Consider the following 25,416-nt stretch of genomic DNA (forward strand, 5'->3'; position numbering starts at 1 on the left):
TGATTTTTGCTTAGTTAATCATAAAACGCTAAATATGACTTAATAGACTAATAAATCATCATAAGCTGACAAAAAACTGGCAGGAGAGTAGTAGTGAGTAGTAAAAATAACATAATATATAAAAGCTTGTTTGCACAGAGTAAATTTTTGAAACGCTTGGTAGGCGTATTGTTGGTACTGACTGCTTTTAACAGTTCCGCTTTAGAAACTTCAATTCAAATGCATAAGCCTGATCAATCAGGTGCATATGGCGTCAGCTTTGGTATCGGTGATAACTTTTTTAATCACAAAGAATTTAACTGGTCTGTCAGCTATAACCGTCTCGAAGATATTAATATTCATTGGAATGATGAAGATATTAACTTTGCTTTAGACACTGTGGACTTAGCATTAAGCTATCGTTATTACCCAAAATCGTATAATACCTTTATAAAAAGCTTAATTTTTGAATTTCAAGCTGGTGTTGGTGTTGCTATTACTGAAAATAAATTTATTTGGCCTGAGCTTGATGAAGAGAAGTATTTCTCAGAGCAAGGTGATGTCAACGGCATGGTCGGTTTAAGCGTACATAAAAAGTTTACCAAACAAATGGCGATGCAAATTGGTGTAAAAAATTATCCTGATTATTCTGAATTTGGCGATATATCATCAGTTTATATTGGTTTTAGTTATACATTTGGTCGTCAAATGGGCTATTAACCCTAGCTTATTTCGTTACAGTGGGGCAGGTTGATTTAAGTTTTATCTTAGTCAGTCGTTATAAAGTTAACTTAACCCTTATGTTTAGTATGTTACAAAGCCATTACAGCTTTGTTTTTCATTTTTGCTAAACTTATTATGTTCAATAATCAAGTATAAAAATGCTACCAATAGTAGCTGAAAATAACACTTGAATTTCGTTTATAGGGAAGCGTGTGGAGAAGTATTACAATGCGTGGATTTAAATATACATCACTGGTATTGCTATTATGTAGTGGTACGGCTCTTGCCGTAGATACCGATGGCGACGGTTATGATGACAGCGTCGACCTTTTTCCTAATGATCCACTTGAGTGGATTGATACCGATCTTGATGGCATAGGTAATAACTCTGACCCTGATATTGATGGTGATGGACTTCTAAATGGTACTGATGGTGGACCAGATAATAATGATGATGGCGATCTTGCTATTAATTTATATGATCCCCTTCCTAGAGATCCCAGCGAATGGCTCGATACTGATAATGACGGTTTAGGAAATAACACGGACACCGATGATGACAATGATGGCGTACTTGATCTTCTCGATGACTTTCCACTAAATCCTCTTGAAACACTAGACTCAGATAACGATAGTGTTGGTAATAATTCTGATACCGATGATGACAATGACGGTGTACTCGATGTCTACGATCAATTTCCTCTTGATCCTTTAGAGACAATCGATACTGATCTTGATGGCATTGGTAATAATGCTGATGATGACGATGATGGTGATTTAACGTTAGATGTTAATGATTTATTTCCGCTAGACCCACTTGAATGGCAAGATATTGATGGTGATGGCCTTGGTAACAATGCAGATGCTGATAGAGATGGCGATGGTGTTGTAAATGCTAATGATGTTTTTCCTGATGACCCAAGCGAGTGGTATGACACGGATACCGACGGTATCGGCAATAATACCGATGATGATGATGATGGCGATGGATTTCTTGATATTAATGACGATTTACCTTTAGATCCAACAGAGTCTGTAGATACCGATAACGATGGCTTAGGTGATAGCTTTGCTGATGACGACGATGATGGAGACGGCGTACAAGATGGTTTAGATGCCTGTCCGTTAGACCCACTAGAGCGTTTAGATACAGATAATGATGGCACCTGTGATGGTCCAGATCTTGATGCTGATAATGACGGCGAGCCGGATATTACTGATGATTTTCCTTTAGATAATACCGAGCAGTTCGATTTAGATAATGATGGTTTAGGTGATAATGCGGATGCTGATCGTGATGGCGATGGTGTTAATAACGCAAGTGATGATTTCCCAGATGATCCATCAGAATATATTGATACAGATTTAGATGGCGTTGGTAATAATACTGATCTTGATGATGATGGCGACAATGTTAATGATGCTCTTGATGCTTTTCCGTTAGATGCAACTGAAACTAACGATTTAGATGGCGATGGTATTGGTGATAATATTGATGCTGATAGAGATGGTGATGGTATTGCTAATGGTGATGATGACTTTCCTGATATCTTTTCTGAAACAATAGATACAGATGGTGATGGCGTAGGTAATAACGTTGATACTGATGACGATGGTGACGGTATAAATGATGCTAGTGATGCTTTTCCGTTTAATAATACAGAATGGCTAGATACTGATGGTGATGGTATTGGCAATAACAGTGACGCCGATGATGATAATGACGGTATTGCAGATGGTAGCGATGTTTATCCACTGAATGTCAATGAGTACTTAAACTCTGATGCGACGCACCCAACAAATAGCGATCTTATTGGTGATAATGCCGATGACGACGATGATGGTGATGGTGTTCTTGATCACCTTGATGCTTTTCGCCTTGATGCGAGCGAGCAGTATGATACTGATGGTGATGGTTTAGGTAATAATGTCGACAGTGATGATGATAATGATGCTTTTACTGACGATATTGATGCCTTTGATACTGACCCACTCGAATGGTTCGATACTGACTTAGACGGTATTGGAAACAATACTGATGATGACGATGATAACGATGGTGAACTTGATGGGTCTGACGCTTTTCCATTAGATGCCAATGAACAATTTGATGTTGACGGTGATGGCCTAGGTAACAATAGTGACAGCGATGATGATAATGATGGCTTTGTCGATCAACAAGATGCCTTACCTAATGATCCGCTAGAATGGCTAGACACTGACGCTGATGGTATTGGTAATATCTCAGATCAAGATGACGATAATGATGGGGTTATTGATGCATTTGATTTATTCCCTTTAAACATCAATGAATTTGAAGATAGTGATAATGATAGTTTAGGCAATAATGAAGACAGTGATGATGATAATGATGGTGTTCCTGATTACCTAGACGATTTTCCACTCAATGCTCTTGAGACTGATGACACTGATGGTGATGGTATTGGTGATGTGTTAGATAGTGATGATGATGGTGATGGTACGTTAGATTTTTATGATGATTTACCACTTGATGCTAGTGAACAAGTTGATACCGACAATGATCAAATAGGTAATAATGCCGATCTTGATGACGATGGTGACGGTATGAGTGACGCTTTTGAATTAAGTTATAATTTTGACCCTCTTGAGCCTGCAGATGCTACATTTGATACAGATTTTGATGGTATTACTAATGCTGAAGAAGCTCAATCTAATACTGATCCATTATTAGATGACTATGCACCTATGATTACACCACCTCAGTCGGCACATATCTATGCTGATCATACGTTTACGGAGTTAGATTTAGCTACACTAATTAGTATCACCAGTGTTGCAGTGGAAGATGGCAAAGATGGTATGAATTGCTGTAATTTAACGGCCTTAGGGTTTGAAACGGGATCGAAAAACATTAGCTCTGGTTTGTACCCAATCACTTGGCGTGCTGTTGATAATGCGGGTAATGTTGCTACTAAAGAGCAAATACTCAATGTTCATCCACTTGTTAACTTTTCAGCGCAACAATCGGTAGCAGAAGGTGGCACGACAACAATTAAAGTGACACTTTCTGGTGAAGCGCCAAATTACCCATTAGATATTGCTTTTAATGTTACAGGAAGTGTTGATAGTGCCGATTATCAACTAACAAATAATATTATTACGATTGATGAAGGCACAGAAGGCAGTATTGAAGTGCTTCTGCATTCTGATTTTGAATTAGAAGGTAATGAGCAGCTTATACTAACTTTTGAACAAGGTGTTAATGGTGGGGTTAATAGCTCACATATCATTAATGTGGTGGAAACTAATGTTGTACCAAATATTACTTTAACCTTAGAGCAAAATGGTATTTTCACTGCACAATTAGCTAAAGATGCCGGCGAGGGCACGTTAAATCTAGCTATCACTGACTCAAACATAGCGGACACACATGTGGTTGAATGGCAATTCCCTGATTATTTATCAGCGGATATCAGTGCAAACCAGCTTCAGGTGTTTATTGACCCGGATGAAGTATCATTACCTGATGAAAATAACGGCTTGATTGACATAACTGTCACTGTTACTGATAGCGGTAATACAACCAATAGCGGTAGTGAGCCGTTAGCGCAAACAAAAACCTTTAGTTTTATTTTGGTTGAATCTCTAGCAAGGCTCAGTACTACTGATACTGATGGCGACGGTATTTCAGATATTGATGAGGGCTATAATGATGACGATAATGACGGTTTACCTGAGTATCTAGATACTTCAACCATAGCTTATTTACAACCTTTGCATGTTAACTCCTCAGTGAGTAGTATCGCAGAAACTGAGCCTGGCTTAACTTTACAGCTAGGAAAATATGCAATTCAACAATTTGCAGATGGTTTGCAATTATCGCAACAAGAAATCGATAATACCGGTTTGATAACTGCTGATACTTTGTCGCATGATGGCAGTTATTATGACTTCATCATTGATGATATTACCCCGTTTGGTCGCTCTGTTTATATCGTTTTACCGCTATCTGCAGCCATTGAGGAATTTGCAGTTTATCGTAAATATACTAAAGAAAACGGTTGGCAAGACTTTACCATAGACGCCAATAATGCCATTGCTTCAAGTGCAACGGTCAATGGTGTTTGTCCACCACCACAAAGTGATCTTTATGTCGATGGATTAACTATTGGTAACGTTTGTTTGCGCTTGTATATTGAAGATGGCGGCGCAAATGATAGCGACGGGATTGCCAACGGTGTAATTGATGATCCTGGCGGTATCGCTGTGGTTTCAAATGAAACAATAGCTAAAGAAACAGCACCAGAAAAATCGAGTAGTGGTAGTACTTCATATTACGTCTTATTAGTGATGAGTTTGTTTTTGCTAAGGCGTTTTTATGTAGCGCATAGCTCCTAGCTTAAGGCATATATTTTCCAAAATTTTGAAAGTTGATATAACTAAAGATCTGTAGTTGTTTATACATAAGTGCAGGTCTTTTTTATTATCTTTTGTTTTAATCTTAATATAAGATAACTGATAATTCTCAGTATTTTTAGTTGCTCGTTTATAAACAATAGCGACTATTGTTTAACAAGTAAGTTTATTATTACTTTTTAACCAGTTGAATTTAACTTGTTATATGATAAGTTATGTTTAAATAAGTAGATGTTATTAATAAGATATCTACATAATGAGCTCTTGTGTACTCTCAAGGATGGAATGATTTTGAAAGTAAGTGAACTAACTAAAATACTGGAATCATTAGAAACCCACACACCGAAAGGAAAAGGAATTTATACTCTTTCAAAGGAAACCAATATAGAGGCTCAAACACTTCGAGAATATTTTTTAAAATATACGGATTACTTTGTTCAACTACCTAACGATCTATCATATCAAATTAATCGATTTGGTAAATTTAAAGGCTCTGTTAAGAAAATGATTCAACATCACGAAAATGAGTTGGAAGCAGATAAGCATGACAATTGGTTAATATACGCTTTGTTTATCTCAGTATTTGTTACACTTCTTGCTACCCTTGGCTAAAGTCATTTAACAAACGACAAAACTAGTTAAAAAGACGCTAGCAATTTCGCGAGGGTTAGGTCTGAATTTTAAAAAATTGTCATGGAAAGTATCTAGCTTTTTATTACTTGGGCCTGAGTTTATAGCTTTAGCTATATTACTGGGTGGTATTGGCTTAGAGTTTTTTTTACTTTTAGAGGTTCGGGTAGTTGCAGTATTTGGATATTTTTTTTCAGACTTGGCTTAAACCATTAGTCACAGCTATTTATAGGTATATTCATAAGTTTGATCCTTATTTTTTTATACCAACTAAATCCGTCCTAGTTCAATGTCCAATAGTGTTTTACATGCTATTCCTGGATTTATTCTGCTTTCAATTGGTATGTTATTTGTTAAATTTAGCTCCATGTCGATATAAGTTGTAAAATGCAGCCTGATTTCTCGAAATTCACATTAGAAGAATTGTTAGATGTACAGAAAAACATTGATAAAGATTTATACCCTGAGCGTTTTAAAATAGTTAGTGATTTAATTAATACTAAAATAAATGCCCCTCAAGAAACCGAACCAAGAAAATTTAATGAAAAATCGTCTAAAACTCATAGAATATTATATGTAATAGCTTTTTCTGGTTCTTTGCAATTTATTCAATAATCAAAGGTGAATTTAATCTTAAATCTTATACTGCAACTTACGCTAATGATTCTTTAGGGGTCTTTATTTGTGTCGGAATATACTTTGCTATTGGTATATATTTGTATTTGTTGTAGCGAAAACAATGTAGAAAGCTAATAAAGAAGGATGTAGTGAATTTAAAAGTTCAGCTGTTATCCAAGATTTCTTTGACTTAAAATAAACAATTAATTAATTTCCTCTTTACCTCTTGTTAAAAAACACTCAGAATAATGCTAATAAATCCCCAAAAATAAAAGCATAAGTTATTGATTTATTAGTGTGTGAAATGCTAAGAATAACCTGTTAATCATATGGAAAATGGTTGTTAAGTTTATGAATTATAAAGAAATGAAAAGTGTATTGTTCGTCTGTATGGGCAATATTTGCCGTTCGCCTAGCGCAGAAGCAGTTTTTAGACATAAAGCGAAGTCATTAGGCTTAACTTTACATATCGACTCTGCAGGTACTGTTGGCGCACATGCCAAAGAGAAGCCCGACCATAGAGCACAAAAGGTGGGAGTAGAGCGCGGATATTCTTTTGATGGTATTAAAGCGCGTAAAGTAACTGAACAAGACTTTCAGGATTTTGACCTTATCCTTGCTATGGATAATGCTAATTTGGAGTATTTATTAAATAAAGCTCCCGAGGCACTTAAAGATAAAGTTAAACTGTTTTTAGAGTTTGCTAATAATCATGAAGAGCTTGAAGTCCCTGATCCATATTACGGTGGTGCAAATGGCTTTCGTTTTGTACTTGATTTAGTTGAAGATGCCAGTGATGGTTTATTAACTAAGTTAAACTAAACATAAACAAAGTTTATTCGTGACTATACAAAAGCTGCATACCACCTATGGTATACAGCTTTTTCACTTTCTACTGAGCGGCTACTTGATAAATAGTAACCGTGCCGCTCACTTCGTTACCTACTATTAATAAAGGTTCTCCGCTAGGGCTTTGCTCTGCGCTAACAAACTTGATGCTTTCAGGGCCCAGATCACCCGCGCTTTCGACCATGCTACAATCCATACCTTCTTCAATATCACAGGGGTTGTCTAAATCGTCATCTAACTCATAATTAATAGTAAAGTCGCGATTGTTATAGTGAGTTGCAAAAGAGACATTGAATGGGTTTGTCACATCATAGACAAAAATATCACCAGAGCGCTCTAGGCCAATAAAGCTATACATACGTCCGTTGACTTCACCCACAGCTATTGCTTCAGGCTCACCACCTTTATCATCAGAGCGGTTATCACCTTTGTTTTCTGTGTGAGTAGAGTTAAAGTTACTACCTAATATTGCAGCAGAAATTTTCTCGAAATCATCACCTGAGTCAAACACTAGGTTGACATTTTTGTCCCAGATAGAGAAAGAACGGGCTCCGTAGGCATATAAGGCTTCAAATACACCATCATTATCAGCATCGCCCAAGGCCGTGGTAACTTTCAAACGACCTAAGCCATCTTTACCACCACTGTTATCATATTGGCTTTGTAATTCAGCAGTTAACGCCATGTTTAATTCGTCAGTATCAATAATATCTTTAACTCTAACTTCTTCAGAGTAGCCGTCATAATCACGGGCATCACCCTCATTGGCAGAAAGAATGAAAGTAGCACCTTGCCACTGATAAGAAGTAATTGTGTCTGGTTGATACATACCGTACAAGCCATCAACAGTATCAAACTGAGCGATTTCATCTTTATTGGTATAATCTAGCTGGTATTGACTCCAGTCTTTAAAACCTAACGGCTTAATTTCAATTGTGTTTTTAGTTAAATCAATAATACCTATGGCGTTATTTTCTTGTAGTGACACATAGGCAACTAGACTGTCATTACTGACTGTTATGTACTCAGGCTCTAGGCTTTGGGCAAGTGTAGTGTTGGCAGGGCCTGCTAGTTTTAAACCTTTCTCGGTTAATAATGCGGTACGCTTTGCATCATCATCGTAATCTTCATCGTCAAGTAAATCACTACTAAAGGTTATATCTGAGGTGAGATTAATCATAGTTGCCAAGTCATTTGGCATTTCTTCAACAATACTAATGACTGAAATAGAGCCTTCCGGATCTACGGTATAATCACTGTTTGGCTCACCTTCATTGGCAACTAATACTTTACTGCCATCTGGCGTGAAAGTTACCATATCAGGCAAGGCGCCTACTTTAACAGCCTTTATAAACGTACCTGCGCCAGTGGTATCTAATGAATAGAAAAGAATTGCACCATCTTGAGTTTTATTTTGTGCGGCTACTGCAATAGCTAATAAATTTTCATGTATCGCAATAGAGTTAGCATCACCTAAGTCTATTTGCTCTTCAGTTAAGTCAGGTAATTTAACCGTGACTTCAGTAAGGAAGGTGAATGCTGTTGATGATAAGCTTGAATTGGTAGTAGGGTCTGCAACTTTTTCGGTTGAGATATTTGTCAAATCAATGACTTCAATTTGGTTCAAAGCACCATTGACAGCAAAGGCTGCATTTGATGCTTGATGAAACTGTACAATTTCAGCAGCACTTTTGCCATATAGGCTTGAGTCACCAGCAGTAAATCGACCGACAACCTCTAAGCTAATATCTTGTCGTGCATCTTGTCCAGCTTCGCCTTGTGCGCCATTAACACCATTTACACCATCAGTGCCATTTACACCATCATCACCATCAAATTGGCAGGCAGATAGCACAGTAACAATAGATAAAGCTAGCGCTGTTTTTCTAAATAACATGATTATTCCTTTGATTTATTGAGTATTATTTTTTTGTTGTTATTACAAACGTTCTCATCATAGGGAAACTTAATGACTAATTTATTGCACGAATGTGAAAGATAAATGAAACAAGAAAATCAGTTGAAAGGAATAGCAGGGAAGTTTTACCAAACAGATCAATTAATGAATCCACTTGGTATTACCTACTGGAAATGCTTATTGGAGGTTATTCGTAATTTTGGGGAGGCTAGTGAAAAATGCTCTTGGTATTATAATAACTGGAGGTAAGTAAACTGAGGAGATAATGAAGGTAGCAGCAGACTCTACCTTCATCTAACGTTTTTTAGTGCCTTTCTTTTACTGCATTGGCTAATAAGGTAAGAATATCTTCACTAACGGTTAAATCAACACAGGCATCGGTAATACTTTGGCCGTAAACCAGTGGCGTATCAGGCTTTACTGATTGGTTACCCGCTTCAATAAAGCTTTCAATCATGACACCAAAGATACTTTGCTCACCATTGCTAACTTGCTCTGCGATTGATTGGGCAACGTCAATTTGTTTAGTGTGATCTTTATAGCTATTGCCATGACTGCAATCAATCATAATACTTTGTTGTAAATCCGCTTTTTCTAATTGCTGACAGGTATCTTGAATATCTTCTTTATGATAATTTGGCATTTTACCACCACGTAAAATCACATGAGAAAATGGATTGCCGTGGGTACGATAAATACACATTTGACCACTTTTATCGGGAGAGTATAGTACGTGAGGAACACTAGAGGCTTTAATTGCATCTAAGGCAATTTTAACGTTGCCATCTGTACCGTTTTTAAAGCCTACAGGGCAAGAAAGAGCAGAAGCGAGTTCTCTGTGAACTTGACTCTCAGTTGTACGTGCACCAATGGCGCCCCAACTGATTAAATCAGAAATATACTGACCGGTAACCATATCTAAAAATTCTGTGCCAGCGGCTAAGCCCATTTCATTAATATCGACTAACAATTGACGAGCTAAGTTTAAACCTTTGGCCACATGAAAAGATTTATCTAGATCAGGATCACTAATAAGGCCTTTCCAGCCAACTGTCGTACGCGGTTTTTCAAAATATACACGCATAACAATAAGTAATTCGTTGCTGTACTTATCTTTAAGTTTCTTTAAACGCTTAGCATAATCAATTGCGGCTTCTGTATCATGTATCGAGCAAGGACCAATCACCACAAGTAATCGTTTATCTTTACCACTAATTATCGCTTCAACTTCTTGTCGACTTTGCATAATAAAATCAGCAGTATCTTGCGTTAGTGGGATTTGCTCAGCTAATTGAGCTGGAGACACTAAGTTTTCAATTAAACTTGTGCGTAATTCATCAGTTTTTATAGTCATGAAATAGAAATACTTTAAATAAGGCGCGTAAACATGTGGAAATAATAGCGCACATAAACGAAATTATGGCGTAACATAGCTAAATTAACCGCCAATGTGAACCATTTTAATGATAAAAACTAACAATATTGCTTAAGTGTATTTGATATTAGTATTTATAACGCTGTAACCCTGTTTCTGAGAGTATTTTTGCCGTGATCTCTTCTACCGAAAACTTTGTGGTGTTGATGAAAGGGATTCGCTCTTTCTTATAAAGTTTTTCTACTTCTCTTACTTCCATTCGACACTGCCTTGCAGAAGCATACTTAGAGTTAGACATTCGACCTTCTCGAATATCTATCAAACGTTGGGCGTCGATAGTTAAACCAAAAAGCTTTTTCTTATGCGGCTTAAGGAACTCGGGCAATTTAAGCTCTTCCATGTCATCGTCAGTAAATGGGTAATTCGCTGCTTTTATGCCATATTGCAGTGCTAAATATAAAGAGCTGGGGGTTTTTCCAGAACGAGAAACACCAACCAGAATAACATCGGCATCCTCATAGTTGGTAACATTTGAGCCATCATCATTTGCAAGCGCATAATTGACCGCATCAATACGATAATCATAACTATTTTCATGGATGCTATGGGTACGGTGAGCTGTGGGCTTAGCCTTCATATTAAGCTGTGTTTCTAGCGGTGCCACAAAGTGCTCTAAGAAGTTATAAATAATGCCATCGCAACTATCGATAATTTCTCTGATTTCATTATTAACAAAGGTATGAAAAACTAGTGCTGGTTCATCGGAGCGCGCACATACTTTATTTATTTTTTCTTTTGCTTCAAGCGCTTTCTCTTTGGTCTCTACAAAGGAAATAGTTTCATGCTCAAATTCTGTCGGGAACAGTGATAATAGTGCATGACCAAAAACCTCAGACGTGATTGCAGTACCATCAGAAATATAAAATGCTGTGCGCATAAAAATCCTTATGAAAAAGTTTTGATAATAAAAATGAAAACTTCTAAGTTAAATTACATTTTAACTTTTAGTTTCAATAGTTGGCAGTGTAGAATGAATTAAGCTACAAATAAAGTAAGCAAATTATTCTTTTAATTTAAATATTTACCCTTTTATTGACTCTAATGGAGAATTGTTGTGCAAGATAACGTACTTTGGTATGAAAACTTGGGAATGAGTGATGTAGATCGTGTTGGCGGAAAAAATGCGTCACTTGGAGAGATGATTTCAAACTTAGCAAATGTTGGTGTGCAAGTACCAACAGGTTTTGCTACGACCTCTTTTGCTTTTAACGAATTCCTAGAGCAAAGTGGCATTAATGAAAAAATATATCAATTACTTGATACTTTAGATGTAGATGATGTTAATGAATTAGCAAAATGTGGTTCAACCATACGTCAGTGGATTATTGATACGCCTTTTCTACCGCAAATGCAGCTTGATATAGAGCAAGCATATAACAAGTTAGCTGGTGAATTCACTCAAGATGCTTCGTTTGCAGTACGCTCCTCTGCTACCGCGGAAGATATGCCTGATGCATCTTTTGCCGGTCAACAAGAAACCTTTTTAAATGTTCGTGGTTTAGATGCTGTCATGGTAGCCATTAAACATGTTTTCGCTTCCCTATTTAATGATCGCGCTATCTCATATCGTGTTCATCAAGGTTATGATCATCGTGGCGTTGCATTATCTGCAGGTATTCAACGTATGGTGCGTAGTGATATATCTGCTTCTGGTGTTATGTTTTCAATTGATACGGAATCAGGATTTGAAGATGTAGTTTTTATCACTTCAAGTTTCGGTTTAGGTGAAATGGTAGTACAGGGGGCTGTAAACCCTGATGAATTTTACGTACATAAACCGACATTAGCTAAAAATAAACCTGCAGTTGTGCGCCGTAATATTGGCAGCAAAGCGATTAAAATGGTTTATACCCAGTCGCAAGAGCACAATAAGCAAGTTGAAATTGTTGATATTGATGAGCAAGACTCAAATCGCTTTTCTCTTACCGATGACGAAGTACAAGAGTTAGCTAAACAAGCCGTAATTATTGAAAAACATTATGGCCGCCCCATGGATATTGAATGGGCCAAAGATGGTTTAGATAACAAGCTTTATATTGTGCAAGCACGCCCTGAAACCGTTAAGAGTCGTGAAAATGCCAATGTAATGGAGCAATTCCAATTACAAGCAACCGCAGGTGTTGTGTGTGAAGGACGCTCTATTGGTCATAAGATTGGTAGTGGTGAAGCTAAGGTTTTAGCATCACTTGAAGAAATGGATAAAATCTTACCTGGTGATGTACTTGTTACTGATATGACTGATCCCGACTGGGAGCCTATCATGAAACGCGCATCGGCAATTGTTACAAACCGTGGTGGCAGAACTTGTCATGCCGCTATTATCGCGCGTGAAATGGGCATACCTGCTGTTGTAGGTTGTGGTAATGCAACCTCACTTATCAAAACGGGTGATGAAGTTACCGTTTCTTGTGCAGAAGGGGATACGGGTTTTATTTATCAAGGTAAGCTCGACTATACAGTGACTACCTCAGAAATAGATGATATGCCTGAGTTACCACTAAAAATAATGATGAATGTTGGTAATCCTGACAGAGCTTTTGCTTTTGCAAAATTACCCCATGCAGGTATTGGCTTAGCGCGATTAGAATTTATCATAAATAAAATGATTGGAATTCATCCCAAAGCGTTATTGAACTTTGATAAGCAGTCGGCTGACTTGCAAGACGAAATCAATGACATTATTGCTGGTTATGAAAGCCCTGTTGAGTTTTATATTGCTAAATTGACGGAAGGAATTTCAACACTCGCTGCTGCTTATTCTCCAGAAAAAGTTATTGTGCGTATGTCTGATTTTAAATCTAATGAATATGCGAACTTGGTTGGTGGAGATGAATACGAGCCTGATGAAGAAAATCCTATGATTGGCTATCGTGGCGCAGCGCGTTATATTTCTAAAGATTTTAGAGACTGTTTTGCATTAGAGTGTGAAGCCATTAAACGCGTAAGAAATGATATGGGCTTAACCAATGTAGAGGTTATGATCCCGTTTGTACGTACCTTGGAAGAAGCTGCAGCTGTTATCGATATTTTAGCAGAGCACGGTTTAAAGCGTGGTGAGAATGGTTTACGTATTATTATGATGTGTGAATTACCTTCAAACGCTTTACTTGCCGATCAATTTCTTGATTACTTTGATGGTTTTTCTATTGGCTCAAACGATTTAACGCAATTAACATTGGGTTTAGATAGAGACTCAGGCTTAATTGCTCATTTATTTGATGAGCGAAATCCTGCAATTAAAGCACTATTATCAATGGCAATATCTGCGTGTAAAAAACGAGGTAAATATGTCGGGATTTGTGGTCAAGGTCCATCAGATCATGAAGATTTCGCTGCTTGGTTAGTAGAGCAGGGGATTGATAGTGTTTCTCTTAATCCAGATACGGTATTACCGACTTGGTTATATTTAGCAAAAACTTTGTCTGAGTAAACGATATTATCAGTGGGAGTCTTGATGGCTCCCACTGGTATTAACTTTTCATCTAATGAATATAAGTTCTTATTTTAGAGACCAATTTGAGCAAAACTTGCCTGACATTGATTGGCTAAATCTAAAGGAGATAAACCAATCTCTAAACCTCGTCGCCCACCACTAATATAAATTTTTTCACATTCCTCTGCACTACTATCTATAAGTGTCTTTAATGACTTTTTCTGGCCCAAGGGGCTAATCCCACCAAGAATGTAGCCAGTAGTGGATTCTACTCTTTTAGCATCAGCCATTTTGATCTTTTTAACTTTCAGGATTTTAGCGATGGCTTTAAGATTCAATTTGCTTTCAACGGGAATGACGGCAACCGCCAATTGCTCTGTATCAGAGCAAACCACTAACGTTTTAAAAACAAGTTTGGCATCTAATGCTAGTTTCTCCACAGCCTCAAGGCCAAATGATTTGGCATTAGTATCATGCTCATATTGAAGTAATTCGAACGGTAATTGCTTTCGTTCAAGTTGCTTTATTGCAGGTGTCATGTTTAAGTCCCTATGAATTATAATCTTTAATGGTTTATTTATCCTAATCAGGTAGAATTATCAATCTACTCTTAATATCTCTTTGTCTTTTATGCGTATTATCCACACCTCAGATTGGCACCTAGGTCAATATTTCTATGGCAAAAGTCGTGCTAATGAACATCAGCAGTTTCTACAATGGTTACTTGAACAAGCAACTACACAAGCTGTTGATGCCATCATAGTTGCTGGAGATATTTTTGATACTGCTACGCCGCCAAGTTATGCGCGGCAAATGTACTTTAATTTTATCAGTGACTTACAATCAATTAATTGCCAATTAATTGTGTTAGCAGGTAATCATGACTCTGTGAGTATGTTGAGTGAATCCAAAGAGTTACTCAACGCCATGTCGACACGGGTTATTGCCAATGTTACTGATATTAGTGACAGTGAACATTTAGCCGAGCAAGTATTTACCATTACCAATACGCAAGGTATACCGCAGGCTGTTCTATGCGCAGTACCGTTTATTCGCCCGCGTGATGTCATTAAAAGCCAAGCAGGGCAATCTTCTAAAGATAAAAGTAAAAGCTTACAACAGGCTATAGTCACCCATTACCAAAAGTTATATGAACATGCACAACAATTGGCAAGCGAGCAAGGCACTGACAATAACAAATTACCGATTATTGCTACTGGCCATTTAACCGCACTGGGTGTTACCACCTCAGATTCAGTCAGAGATATCTATATTGGTACCTTAGAAGCGTTACCAAGTAATGCCTTTCCACCTGCAGACTATATTGCCCTAGGTCATATCCATCGAGCTCAAAAAGTCGGTAAAACTGAGCATATTCGCTATTGTGGCTCACCCATACCGCTAAGTTTTGATGAAGCGAAGCAAAATAAACGTGTATTGATGGTCGATTTTGAACAAGATAAGTTAACTGAAGTTAATGATTTAGCTGTGCCATGTTTTCAACCATTAGCGATGGTTAAAACCTCGATAGAAGCTTTGAAAGAAGCTATTGAAGTATTGATAAACGACAGTAACGATCTTGAAGAAGGTATAAAAATTTGGCTTGATATTGAGTTATCAAACTCGGGTGTATTAAGTGATTTACAGCCAAGGATCATGACCATAGTCGATGAGTTTCCGGTAGAGGTTTTACTGGTACGTAGAGCAAAGCAAGTAAGAAAACGTCTATTGTCAGAGCATAAAGCTGCTCAAAGTACGTTAAATGAAATAACGTTAGAGGATGTATTTACTGCTCGTTTAAATCATGAGCCAAGTCTTAATGATGAAAGCGAAGATAATGATGCCAGAGCGAAGATACAAGCTAGGCGCACACAATTACATACCTTATTTAAACAAGCTGTTGAGGGTGTTTCTAAAGGCGAAGCTTTGGTGAAAGAAGAAGCATTAACTAAAGCTTCAGAAAATCAGGCTATGGCCACTAAAGAGAAGGAGAGCAATGAATGAAAATATTGCGACTTCGCTTTGAAAATGTTAATGCTTTGAAAAATGCTTGGCAATTAGACTTTACTCAAGCGCCATTTGATAGCAATGGCCTTTTTGCTATTACTGGTGCGACTGGCGCCGGTAAAACCACTATTTTAGATGCGATCTGTTTAGCCTTGTATCATGAAACGCCAAGAATGAAGGTTTCAGCGAGCCATAATCAATTAATGACGCGATTTACAGCTCATTGCATGGCAGAGGTTGAATTTGAAGTAAAAGGACAAGGATATCGTGCTTTTTGGAGTCAAAAACGTGCTCGCAATAAAGTTGATGGCAACTTACTTGCGCCAATGGCGCAATTATCTTTACTTAATGGCGAAATCATTGCCGAAAAAATCAAAGAGGTAAAAGATAAAATAGCTGAGATAACAGGCTTAAACTTTTCACGTTTTAGAAAGTCGATGATGTTATCGCAAGGTGAATTTGCGGCTTTTCTAAAAGCACAGCCTAATGACAGAGCGCAATTATTAGAGCAGTTAACAGGGACACAAATTTATGGTGATATATCAAAACAGGTTTTTGATAATCACAAACAAGCAGAAAGCGCTTTAAAAACTCTACAAGCTAGGGCACAAGACGTTAGTTTACTTAGTGAACAAGCATTAAATGAACTTTGTGATGAGCAGTTAGCCTTGGTTGAGCAAGATAAGCGAATTTCTCAAGTACAAACATGTTATCTAGCCCTTAAAGAGCTGCAATTAACTCAGCAAGACTATCAAAAGTTAGTGTGTCAGTTAAGTGAACTTGAAACTCAAGGGGAGCAGATTAAAAAGCAAGTAACTGATGGGCAATCGTTAATCGATATTTGTTTAGTTGAGCAAGAAAAGCTTCATGCCAAACACAAAATCATTGAAGATAAATTAATTAATGACATTCTTCCGCTAGAGAATGAGTTAACCACGTTAAATACTCAGCTTGAACAAGTGACTAAACAACTGAACAATCAGCAAGAGTTAAGCCTAACGTCAGAAACAAAATATAAGCAAGCTAGCGCCGAGCATATAACAGTAAACGCTGAATTATCAAAGCTACAAGTATATCTTGCTGAGAATAAGGTACTAGCACAAGTTAAAGAAAAACTGCCGCTATGGCAAAGTCAGCAACATCAACTAACACAAATGGTTGCTAATCTTGATGAGCAAGAGCAGAAACTTAAGCGCAGTCAACAAAGTCAAAAACAGCTAGATACGCAGCAGCAAGCGCAACAAAAGCTATTAACTCAACATCACCAGCAACAGCAAAATTTATTGACACAAGTAAACGCTTTCGATGGTAAATATCAGCAATTACTTATTGATAATGAGCCTTTATTGACGAGTGCTGAGCTGTCGTATGACAACCTATCGATGGAAACATTGAATGCCAAGTTGAGTCATGGTCAACAGCTTCAGCATAAATACGCACAAGCATTACAGCTTTCGAAACGTTTTATGACTTTATCTCAAGAGCAAGTAAAGCTTAATGAAGATAAAAACGCTCTTGAACCCAGTATCGCCACAGCGAATAGTCAACTTATTGAGTTACGAAAGCAATTTTCCACGGTAAAACAACAGCAAATTGATGTAGAAACCTTAATTAGCCAACAGCAAACAATAATGGCGTTAAGTGAGCATAGAAACAAATTACAAGCACATGAGCCATGCCCCTTATGCGGCTCACATGAACACCCTGCAATAAGCGAATATCAAGCCATTAGTCTTGATGAACATCAAAGCCGACTGCAGCAAATTCGCAGTGAATTATCATTGCTTGAAGAACAGGGGAAAGAGTTAAAGTTAAAAGAAAAAGAGTTAATTTGGAAACTAAATGCCAATGCAGAAATACTACAGAAAAATAGCGAAGAGCAAATACAGCTATCGCACAGTTTTAGCGCACTGTCACTTAGCTCGCCTATTGCTTCAGCATCACCACTAACTATTGATCATTTTACTACTCTTGAGCAAACGGCTTTGCAGCATGATGAGCACTTAAAGCAGTTGATGTTATTTAATGACGCGTTCAATCAACATCAGCAAGCGGTAAATCATATTAAAGAGCAGTTAAATGACAGTAGTAAACGTTTAGAGCAAGATCAATATCAAACGCGATTAATTGAAGAGCAGATTAACCATGCGCAGCAAAATCATATTCAACAATCTACTGTTATTACCCAATTACACACGGACTTAAAAGGCTTAAATGAACAGCTTTCTTTAGACACAGAAACGCTGCAACTCAATCAATTTGGTATCGATTTAAACAGTGATGATTGGCTACAGTCACTGCAGCAACATGTCGTTGATTTTGAGCAAAAATTAGCAGCGCATCAAGCACTATCAACACAAGCTAATGAGCTTGAGCAAGTATGTTTGTTAAGTCAGTCTCAGCTCACTCATGCTAATGAGAAATTAACAGCTCTTATACAGCAAAGTGATCAACTTAAAAAGCAAGTAGAAAGCAATTTAGGGTTACGTGTAACTGGTTTTGTTGAGCTGGGTTATCATGATAATGAGTCTCAATCTTCTGTTTTTATTAGGGAAAGTTTAAGTAGTGAATCTAGTGAAGCGAAAAATCACTTACAAGCACTGCAAACTAAGCAACAAGGTGTCGAAGGTAAGCTGCAGCAGCTTTTAGGGCAAGAAAAGAGCTTTAATTTGCAGATTAAAGACGTTGAAGTCAAGCTAAATACGGCTGATAAGACTCTGACTGTGGCAATAGAAAAGTCGCATGAATTACATTGTCATCAACTGAATATAGAAGGGGTGAATACCCAGTTTACTTTAGCTGATTTACAAAATATCCCTTTAGAAAATACCGTGAATTTTTTGCTAAGTATTGATGAATATTTGAAACAACAGCAAATCAAATTAGGGCAAGTACAACAAGCGATTAATCATGATCAGCAAAATAAAAGTAAGCAGCAAACATTATTGACTCAAATAGCCAGTGATCAAGTTGCATTAGATGATCTTGCTTACCTTAATAGTTTAGTTGGCTCTGCTGATGGCGCTAAATTTAGGAAATTTGCTCAAGGCTTAACACTGAACCATTTAGTCTATTTAGCCAACGAGCAGCTCAATAAAATTGATGGCCGCTATCAATTACAATGTAAGCAAAGTGAAACCTTAAGTTTAGAAGTTCTCGATACTTGGCAAGGTGACACAGTGCGTGATATTGAAACACTCTCTGGTGGCGAAAGCTTCTTAGTAAGCCTTGCCTTAGCATTAGCGCTGTCAGATTTGGTGAGTAGCAAAACTAGTATTGACTCTCTTTTTCTTGATGAAGGTTTTGGTACGCTCGATAATGACACCTTGGAAATAGCCTTAGACGCGCTCGATAACCTGAATGCTAGTGGCAAGATGATAGGTATTATCAGCCATGTTGAAGCATTAAAAGAGCGTATAGCAGTACAAATTAAAGTTGAAAAACAAAGTGGGTTAGGGGTTAGCTGTTTAGACCCAAGATTTAAGTTTGTGGCAGTGAATACTTAGCAGTCACCATTTTCAAAACGATGTAAGAAGGAATTACAGTGGAAATTTGGATTTATTTCACTTTGCTTGCCGCAACTATGCAAGCTGTACGAACCGCTGGACAAAAACAGCTATCAGGTAAATTAAATTCGATGGCGACAACCGCTGTACGTTATGTTTATGCTTTGCCATTTGCCTGGGTATATCTATGGTGGATGTTAGAGGTTAGAGATGTTTCTGTACCCGTACTTAATAATGATTTTTTATCGTATGCGTTAATTGCTTGTATTACGCAAATTATCGGAACTGCTTGTTTAGTAGCGGCTTTTCGTTTCAAAAATTTTGCAGTCGCCACAAGTTTAGCCAAAACAGAAGCTATTCAAGTGGCTATAGTTGGCGCATTACTCTTTTCTGCCTCACTCAGTATTCTAGGCTGGGTAAGTGTTTTGATTGGTGTTATCGGCGTGTTTTTCGTTTCCAAAGTTAAATTTAGCATCAAAGAAATGTTAGCAGGCTCAGATGCGATGACGGGCTTAGCTTATGGTTTAGGCTCAGGTTTAGGGTTGGCTATTACCACGTTACTTATTCGTGAATCGAGTTTAGCCCTTAATACGGATTTACTAGTCAGTGCAGCGGTGACACTAGTGTTTATGATCACTGTACAATCCTTTATTTCTGTATTCTATGTTTATGTGCAAGATAAAACACAACTGAGGCTGATGCTCAAGCATTGGCGATTATGTTTGTTTGTGGGTATTACCAGTGTGATCGGTTCAATAGGGTGGTTTACAGGAGCCAGTTTACAAACAGCAGCCTATGTTAAAGCATTAGGACAGGTGGAGTTTTTTATCACCTTGGCACTGACCTATCGACTATTTAAAGAAAAAATCACCCCTATTGAATATGTTGGTATGTTTTTAATTGTCTTAAGCGTAGTTATTTTGCTGTTATGGGCATAAAACACCATAAATTAATGGTAAACTGCGCCCATAAACTGAAATAGCATTAACGTTACTTTAAAGAGAATAAAATGAAAATTGCAGATAAAACCGTTGTTCAATTCCATTACGTATTAAAAAATGAAGCAGGTGAAGAGCTTGAGTCATCACAGGGTAATGATCCGCTTGCTTATTTACATGGCGCTAATAACACCTTAGTGGGCTTAGAAAAAGCATTAACAGATAAAGAAGCTGGTGATGAATTCAGCGTTACTTTACAACCAGAAGAAGCTTACGGTGAACGTCAAGAAGACATGGTGCAACGTGTTCCGGTTAAACATCTACAAGGCCTACCAAGTAAAAATGCTAAATGGAAAGCAGGCATGATAGGTGTTGTGCATACTGAACAAGGTCAGCGCCAAGTAACCGTAGTAAAAGCGGGTAAATTTATGGTTACTGTTGATATTAATCCACCTCTAGCAGGACAAGTGCTGACGTTTGATATTAATGTCGTTGATGTACGTGCAGCAACAGATGAAGAAGTTGAGCATGGGCACGCACATGGTGTTGGTGGACATCAGCACTAGTATAATATTCGTTACATGCTGCGGAACGTGTTTATCAAGTAGCGTATGCATATACATTGACGAAAAAAATATAGCTGTTAAGGTGTTGGCAGCTATATTTCTTACTACTTAAATTAGTTAATTAATTTAATTAACTTAAGTAAAACAACGAGCAACATCAAATGACTATAAAAACAATACCAGTAATTAATACCTTAAAACATTCCTTGTTAACACTCTCTCTTCTTTCTTCTTTTAATTTGTTCGCACAAACTCAAGTCATCCATGCCGGTACTTTATTGCAAGTTGCGGGTGATAAACCTGTAGCGAAACAAACGCTAGTGATCACTGACGGTAAAATAGTCAGTATCAAAAAGGGCTTTGTTGAGCCTAGCTCAATTGATAAAGATGCCAAGCTTATTGATCTATCCTCAAGTTTTGTCATGGCAGGCTTAATGGACATGCACGTACATCTGCAAGGCGAACTAGGGCCAAAAAATGATAGCCAATCATTACGAATGTCTGATGCCGATGTACTAATGAATAGTACTTATAATGCCAATAAAACTTTGATGGCTGGCTTTACTACCGTAAGAGATTTAGGGGCAAGTGCTGAGCAAATATTTGCTTTGCGTGATGGCATCGCTAAAGGTTGGGTAGATGGCCCTCGCATTATTGCGGCGGGTAATACTGTTTCAGTAACCGGTGGTCATGGTGATGTTGATGGTTTAAGTCCTGATATTCTAGAAATGCGAACCAGCAAAGTCATTTGTGATGGTCCTTATGATTGTCGTCGCGCAACCAGAGAAGCAATTAAGTATGGTGCTGATGTCATTAAAATCACTAGCACAGGTGGAGTACTCTCAGATACAAACACAGGAACAGGCCAGCAAATGGCTGATGATGAGTTAAAAGAAGTGGTTGATGCTGCCCATGCTTTAGGGCGAAAAGTGACCAGTCATGCTCACGCTGCTGATGGTATAAATGCTGCGTTAAGGGCAGGGGTAGACAGTATTGAACACGGTAGTTACGCCAATAAAGAAAGCATTAAACTCTTTAAAAAATCGGGTGCCTATTTAGTACCTACGTTAATGGCAGGTGATACCGTAGTAAACCTCGCTAAAACCACCAACTTTATGTCCGAAGCAATAAAAAAGAAAGCTATACGGGTTGGTGCTGATATGACAGCTAACTTCAAAAACTCTTACCGCTCAGGTGTTAACATTGCTTATGGAACCGATAGCGGCGTATCACCTCATGGGAATAATGGTAAAGAAGGTGTATTGATGGCACAAGCAGGCATGGCTAACGCTGATATATTAAAATCCGCCACGGTTAATGCTGCAGATTTAATTAACATGAGTGATAGCTTAGGTACGCTTGAGCAAGGTAAAATTGCTGATATTATTGCGTTTGATGGCAATCCTTTAAATCGAATAGAAGAGTTGTTAGATGTTGATTTTGTAATGAAATCAGGGAAAGTGGTAAAAAATAATTAAACTATGAGTCATATGGGCATCGACTTTATAATCATCGGTGCCCAATTTTAGTTACTTTCTAATTCAAATGCATTGATAAAAAGGGCATGACTTTTTCGTAGAATGATTTTACTTGATGTGTCTTCGTAAAACCGTGTCCCACACCATTCATTACTACAGAGCTATGTTGAATATTTCCTAATTCCAGCATTTTTTTCATTCGCCACATATGCTCAATTACAACCCTTTCGTCATTAATTCCATGAATCATAAGTAAGGGCGTTTGTACTTTTTTGTATTGATATACGGGGGAATACTTCATCAGTGTGTCAGCTTCTTTTTGAGGATCTCCGACAATCTCTTTTAAGGATGCAGTTAAATAGTCATCATTTCTTATCGAAGTTTTGTTAAATAATAATGGTAAATCAGTAACACCAGCAAATGATACTGCACAAAGGTAAGTTTTAGGGGAGCGAATAATGCTCATTATTGCTGAGTAACCACCATAACTTGAACCAAAAATACATATTTTATCTTTATTTAATTTGGGGTATTTCTGTAATGCATCAAAAAGAGCTGCCTCTATGTCATCTTCAATACCACGGCCCCATTGTTTCATGCCTTCATACTTAAAGTTTTTTCCGTATCCACCTGAGCCTCTGTAATTCACCTTTAATACAGCAAAATTATTTTTGACAAGCCATTGTGTATGCCCAGAAAAGTAACCGTTATCTCTTATACCAATAGGGCCTCCATGTGGCATAACTATTAAAGGTATGAGTTTTGATTGATTCTTAGGTATTGTAATAAAAGACTCTACATAGAAATCATTTTCACTTTCTGTTGTATATGTATTGGTTTCTACTAATTTTTCACCTTTGAGCCATGGGTAAAGAGAGCCAATTGGTTCACACGTCTTCTCTTCGATATTACAATAAGACAGTTTACCTGGCTGTGTTGGGGACGTTTCTAAAACTAATTGGTGTTCTCTGTTACTAGAGAAATCGATTATATGAAGATTTTGTTGATTAAATTTTTCTTGTAGCAGGTTGAAATCAGCTTGAGCACTTTTATCAAGATAGTTATATGTATACCTCCCTTGTTCTAAATAACTAACCGCTAGAGGTAAAGTTCCTTTAGCATTCATAATTATTGAAGAAACATCCACTCCCGATTTTTTGAATATTACTTTTTTTACTTTAGCGGTTTTTAGGTCGAAGATAACGGCATTGTTTGTGTCTGAAGATTTGTTAGTAATAGCCCATAACTTCTGGCTATCTTTACTTATGCCATATGGTACAAAGTTAGTGTCTTTTTCTCCTTCCCACACTTTTGTGAACCGTTTTCTATCCCCCTCTCGTGTCCATAAAGATGGTCTGTCATCTTCATAACTGATACCAACACGTAATTTGTTTTGACTATCCGTTAACCAGTATACAATTTCTTTACTGTTATAATTAATTCTGTGCCGTTTACCAAACTTGTTTTTTTTATATTTAAATAAATCTATATTATAAACATCAGTATAAGTATGGTTATCTTCCCACCTATACTTTGCAAATATTACTTTATCACTTTGATGAGGAACAGTATCAACGACATAACCGTGTACATTAATTTCGGCTATTTGTTTAGCCACAAACATATTCTTTTGACTATCGAAATCAATTCTAATATTTCTTAATTTCTTCTTACCATCAGTCTTTCTTGATAAATGGACTATGAGTACATTATTACCAGACCAAGAGAATTTTTGTATGTTTTGGCTATTGTTTATAAAATCTAATTTTTTGAACTCAACTTGACTATTTCCAATCATAATAGTATTGAATTTATCATAAACAATCATATCCCCTTGAGGGCTGATACTAGAGCTTGATATGCTTGTCTCTCGAAAGTAATCCTCAACAGTAGCTGACGCTAAAGAGTATTTTATGGATACAAGAATATAAAAAGTAGTTAATATAAATATATTAATATGTTTATTCACTGTCACTTCCCTCGATCTTTAATTTTTCATTTCTATAGAAATTGAGGAAAGGATCATATAAAGCTAAAGAGTTAACCCAAGGGTATTGTTCTATCAACACAGGGTAGTGCTTTTCTAACTGTTCTAACACTATTGAACTTCTATCTTCTATTTCTCCATATCCATTACCATTAATAACTTTTGAAATGAATTCACCTGTGATATTTATTTTCCCTGAAAGGACTTTAAAGGTTAAGTTATTATCACTGAAATCATAGTATTCATACTGACTACGACCATTGTAACTATTTGAATTCCATTTTATTTTATCCCAGTAGTAATCACCTTCAGGTAATTTGACTACTTTAATATAATAACTAGTGGCTATTGGACCAATTACTATATTTTTACCAAATAACGCCTCACTTTTTAAGTGATACTCTGTAGCATTATTTTTATAATTTGCTCGTACTACTATAACTGCCAAGCCTTCATTTCTTTCTAAGTTATCTAGTTCACTCCGCTCTTCAATCTTTTGATATAGTACTGTTAATTTACTTTCAAATTTTTCTATATGTTCGAAAATTAAACTTTTAAAATTAGATCTGTCCTCACATAAATGCTTAGTATCTTCATTTTTAGGGACGCTGATAATTGTTTGAGGGAAAAATTCTGTATATTCTTTTATAAAGTAGTCTTCTCTATATAGTTTTTTATATCTACTTGAAAAAGTTTTGAATGTTGAAGCAGATTGATTACCATGAATTCCAATATAATTTTTCTCCACTTTCGCAAGTTTTGTAAAATATTCTTTTGATATCTGAGTAGCATCCCTCTTAAAGTCATCAGATAGGGCTGTGGCAAACTCATGACAGTCTAAGGCGTATATACTATTGGTTATACTCGTCAGAAGAATAAATAGAATCACTCTGAAATTTTTATTTAACTGAAAAAGCACATGCATAGCCAGACATCCTTGCAGAAATATAT

General features: G+C 37.0%; 17 protein-coding genes. 11 read left to right on the forward strand and 6 right to left on the reverse strand.

Annotated features, from left to right (window positions below):
- Window positions 1-93: 93 nt before the first annotated feature.
- From AC27IF_RS08160 to AC27IF_RS08180, 5 genes are all read left to right on the forward strand, one after another.
- Entirely contained in the window at window positions 94-699 is a 606-nt protein-coding gene (locus AC27IF_RS08160) for a hypothetical protein (protein WP_487053543.1), read from the forward strand.
- A gap of 231 nt (window positions 700-930) precedes the next feature.
- Window positions 931-5,082 carry a thrombospondin type 3 repeat-containing protein gene (locus AC27IF_RS08165; protein ID WP_487053544.1) on the forward strand — a complete coding sequence of 1,384 codons (4,152 nt, stop codon included), beginning with the start codon at window positions 931-933 and terminating at the stop codon, window positions 5,080-5,082.
- 309 nt (window positions 5,083-5,391) lie between these two features.
- Window positions 5,392-5,712 carry a hypothetical protein gene (locus AC27IF_RS08170; protein ID WP_487053545.1) on the forward strand — a complete coding sequence of 107 codons (321 nt, stop codon included), beginning with the start codon at window positions 5,392-5,394 and terminating at the stop codon, window positions 5,710-5,712.
- 405 nt (window positions 5,713-6,117) lie between these two features.
- Entirely contained in the window at window positions 6,118-6,345 is a 228-nt protein-coding gene (locus AC27IF_RS08175; protein ID WP_487053546.1) for a hypothetical protein, read from the forward strand.
- Window positions 6,346-6,699: 354 nt separating this feature from the next.
- On the forward strand, window positions 6,700-7,170 hold the full coding sequence (locus AC27IF_RS08180) for a low molecular weight protein-tyrosine-phosphatase (RefSeq protein ID WP_487053547.1): 471 nt from the start codon (window positions 6,700-6,702) through the stop codon (window positions 7,168-7,170).
- 70 nt (window positions 7,171-7,240) lie between these two features.
- Here AC27IF_RS08180 and AC27IF_RS08185 read toward each other — a convergent pair whose 3' ends face one another.
- The 3 genes from AC27IF_RS08185 to ppsR form a co-directional block, all read right to left on the reverse strand.
- Window positions 7,241-9,094 (reverse strand): choice-of-anchor I family protein, encoded by a 1,854-nt coding sequence (locus tag AC27IF_RS08185; protein WP_487053548.1) that lies wholly within the window; start codon window positions 9,092-9,094, stop codon window positions 7,241-7,243.
- 325 nt (window positions 9,095-9,419) lie between these two features.
- Window positions 9,420-10,469 (reverse strand): 3-deoxy-7-phosphoheptulonate synthase, encoded by a 1,050-nt coding sequence (locus tag AC27IF_RS08190; protein ID WP_487053550.1) that lies wholly within the window; start codon window positions 10,467-10,469, stop codon window positions 9,420-9,422.
- Between the two features lie 148 nt (window positions 10,470-10,617).
- Window positions 10,618-11,427, reverse strand: coding sequence for a posphoenolpyruvate synthetase regulatory kinase/phosphorylase PpsR (ppsR, locus tag AC27IF_RS08195; protein ID WP_487053551.1), 810 nt, complete (start codon window positions 11,425-11,427; stop codon window positions 10,618-10,620).
- 177 nt (window positions 11,428-11,604) lie between these two features.
- Between ppsR and ppsA the strand changes: the two genes are divergently transcribed.
- Window positions 11,605-13,980, forward strand: coding sequence for a phosphoenolpyruvate synthase (gene ppsA, locus AC27IF_RS08200; protein ID WP_487053552.1), 2,376 nt, complete (start codon window positions 11,605-11,607; stop codon window positions 13,978-13,980).
- 74 nt (window positions 13,981-14,054) lie between these two features.
- On the opposite strand, the gene ybaK is transcribed toward ppsA, so the two are convergent.
- Complete coding sequence (gene ybaK / locus AC27IF_RS08205) at window positions 14,055-14,522, reverse strand: Cys-tRNA(Pro) deacylase (RefSeq protein WP_487053553.1); 468 nt, start codon at window positions 14,520-14,522, stop codon at window positions 14,055-14,057.
- A gap of 91 nt (window positions 14,523-14,613) precedes the next feature.
- On the opposite strand from ybaK, the gene sbcD reads away from it, so the two are divergent.
- The 5 genes from sbcD (at window position 14,614) to AC27IF_RS08230 (ending at window position 22,478) form a co-directional block, all read left to right on the forward strand.
- Window positions 14,614-15,987 (forward strand): exonuclease subunit SbcD, encoded by a 1,374-nt coding sequence (gene sbcD / locus AC27IF_RS08210; protein ID WP_487053554.1) that lies wholly within the window; start codon window positions 14,614-14,616, stop codon window positions 15,985-15,987.
- Window positions 15,984-19,496, forward strand: coding sequence for an AAA family ATPase (locus AC27IF_RS08215; RefSeq protein WP_487053555.1), 3,513 nt, complete (start codon window positions 15,984-15,986; stop codon window positions 19,494-19,496). The genes sbcD and AC27IF_RS08215 overlap by 4 nt, the downstream gene beginning before the upstream one ends.
- 38 nt (window positions 19,497-19,534) lie before the next feature.
- A complete protein-coding gene (locus tag AC27IF_RS08220) occupies window positions 19,535-20,434 on the forward strand; it encodes a DMT family transporter (protein WP_487053556.1) in 900 nt (299 codons plus the stop codon).
- Between the two features lie 71 nt (window positions 20,435-20,505).
- Window positions 20,506-21,000 carry an FKBP-type peptidyl-prolyl cis-trans isomerase gene (locus AC27IF_RS08225; RefSeq protein WP_487053557.1) on the forward strand — a complete coding sequence of 165 codons (495 nt, stop codon included), beginning with the start codon at window positions 20,506-20,508 and terminating at the stop codon, window positions 20,998-21,000.
- A 161-nt stretch (window positions 21,001-21,161) separates the two neighbouring features.
- Window positions 21,162-22,478: a metal-dependent hydrolase family protein gene (locus tag AC27IF_RS08230; protein WP_487053558.1), complete on the forward strand. Its 1,317-nt coding sequence runs from the start codon at window positions 21,162-21,164 to the stop codon at window positions 22,476-22,478.
- 58 nt (window positions 22,479-22,536) lie between these two features.
- Here the strand turns inward: AC27IF_RS08230 and AC27IF_RS08235 are convergent, their stop codons facing one another.
- Together AC27IF_RS08235 and AC27IF_RS08240 are read right to left on the reverse strand one after the other, a co-directional pair.
- Window positions 22,537-24,447: an alpha/beta hydrolase family protein gene (locus AC27IF_RS08235; RefSeq protein ID WP_487053559.1), complete on the reverse strand. Its 1,911-nt coding sequence runs from the start codon at window positions 24,445-24,447 to the stop codon at window positions 22,537-22,539.
- Window positions 24,440-25,390: a hypothetical protein gene (locus AC27IF_RS08240; protein WP_487053560.1), complete on the reverse strand. Its 951-nt coding sequence runs from the start codon at window positions 25,388-25,390 to the stop codon at window positions 24,440-24,442. The genes AC27IF_RS08235 and AC27IF_RS08240 overlap by 8 nt, the downstream gene beginning before the upstream one ends.
- Window positions 25,391-25,416: the final 26 nt, after the last annotated feature.

The organism is Colwellia sp. KS18-150, assembly GCF_057551365.1.

Bases quoted from the DNA above. Each gene is read 5' to 3' on its own strand.
- AC27IF_RS08225 (WP_487053557.1), top strand. From the start codon at position 20,506: ATGAAAATTGCAGATAAAACCGTTGTTCAATTCCATTACGTATTAAAA.
- ppsR (WP_487053551.1), bottom strand. From the start codon at position 11,427: ATGCGCACAGCATTTTATATTTCTGATGGTACTGCAATCACGTCTGAG.
- AC27IF_RS08190 (WP_487053550.1), bottom strand. From the start codon at position 10,469: ATGACTATAAAAACTGATGAATTACGCACAAGTTTAATTGAAAACTTA.
- ybaK (WP_487053553.1), bottom strand. From the start codon at position 14,522: ATGACACCTGCAATAAAGCAACTTGAACGAAAGCAATTACCGTTCGAA.
- AC27IF_RS08180 (WP_487053547.1), top strand. From the start codon at position 6,700: ATGAATTATAAAGAAATGAAAAGTGTATTGTTCGTCTGTATGGGCAAT.
- sbcD (WP_487053554.1), top strand. From the start codon at position 14,614: ATGCGTATTATCCACACCTCAGATTGGCACCTAGGTCAATATTTCTAT.
- AC27IF_RS08240 (WP_487053560.1), bottom strand. From the start codon at position 25,390: ATGCATGTGCTTTTTCAGTTAAATAAAAATTTCAGAGTGATTCTATTT.
- AC27IF_RS08175 (WP_487053546.1), top strand. From the start codon at position 6,118: ATGCAGCCTGATTTCTCGAAATTCACATTAGAAGAATTGTTAGATGTA.
- AC27IF_RS08185 (WP_487053548.1), bottom strand. From the start codon at position 9,094: ATGTTATTTAGAAAAACAGCGCTAGCTTTATCTATTGTTACTGTGCTA.
- AC27IF_RS08215 (WP_487053555.1), top strand. From the start codon at position 15,984: ATGAAAATATTGCGACTTCGCTTTGAAAATGTTAATGCTTTGAAAAAT.
- AC27IF_RS08165 (WP_487053544.1), top strand. From the start codon at position 931: ATGCGTGGATTTAAATATACATCACTGGTATTGCTATTATGTAGTGGT.
- AC27IF_RS08230 (WP_487053558.1), top strand. From the start codon at position 21,162: ATGACTATAAAAACAATACCAGTAATTAATACCTTAAAACATTCCTTG.